This window comes from Mesorhizobium sp. M7A.F.Ca.MR.148.00.0.0 (genome assembly GCF_003997735.1).
Taxonomy (GTDB): Bacteria; Pseudomonadota; Alphaproteobacteria; order Rhizobiales; family Rhizobiaceae; genus Mesorhizobium.
Genome location: NZ_RZTB01000372.1, coordinates 1 through 571 on the forward strand (window position 1 = coordinate 1; position 571 = coordinate 571).

Annotated in this window: 1 protein-coding gene; it reads right to left on the reverse strand. The window is 57.6% G+C overall.

The window, feature by feature from the left end:
* Positions 1–164: 164 nt before the first annotated feature.
* Positions 165–536, reverse strand: a complete 372-nt coding sequence (locus EOB49_RS34570) for an endonuclease domain-containing protein (RefSeq protein WP_127383550.1) — start codon at positions 534–536, stop codon at positions 165–167.
* Positions 537–571 lie beyond the last annotated feature (35 nt).

Below are 571 nucleotides of genomic sequence, written 5' to 3' on the forward strand. Positions count from 1 at the left end.
CTTGCGGGACATCGGCTTGCTCCGTGGGCGGCGGCGCCTGAATGCACCGCTCATCTCCCCACTTCGCCGTTGCTTGCTGCTTCGTTACAGCGCTCACCGGTTTGTGATGAAGGTCGCTGGCGGTCTTCCCTTCTCCCCCTGTGGGAGAAGGGAAGTCGGAGCCACTACCGCCAAGGCTGCAGACTCGTATCCCGTGCATAGGCGATGATAGTATCGCAAACGGCGTTCATATCTTTCAGAATGTCATCGTTCCAAAAGCGCAGAATGCGAAAGCCTTTCTCTTCCAGGTGAGTTTTGCGGACGCGGTCAGAATCCAACTTCGCATGCTGGCTGCCATCGATCTCGACGACCAAGCCTGCTTCGAAGCAGACGAAATCGGCAATGTACTTTCCAATAGGAACCTGGCGTCGAAATTTTATCCGGTCGAGCCTGCGGTCGCGCAGTTCATGCCACAGCCGGTCTTCCGCTTCCGTCATTACACGCCGGAGCGAACGGGCGAAGCTTCGTTTGGCTGGCGGGACAGGTTGATGCGGCATGGCTTAGATTAGCCAGCCATTGCGCTCCGTCCAGC

What these genes read in the sequence shown, in the direction of transcription:
- EOB49_RS34570 (WP_127383550.1), bottom strand. Translation starts at nt 536, where the DNA reads ATGCCGCATCAACCTGTCCCGCCAGCCAAACGAAGCTTCGCCCGTTCG.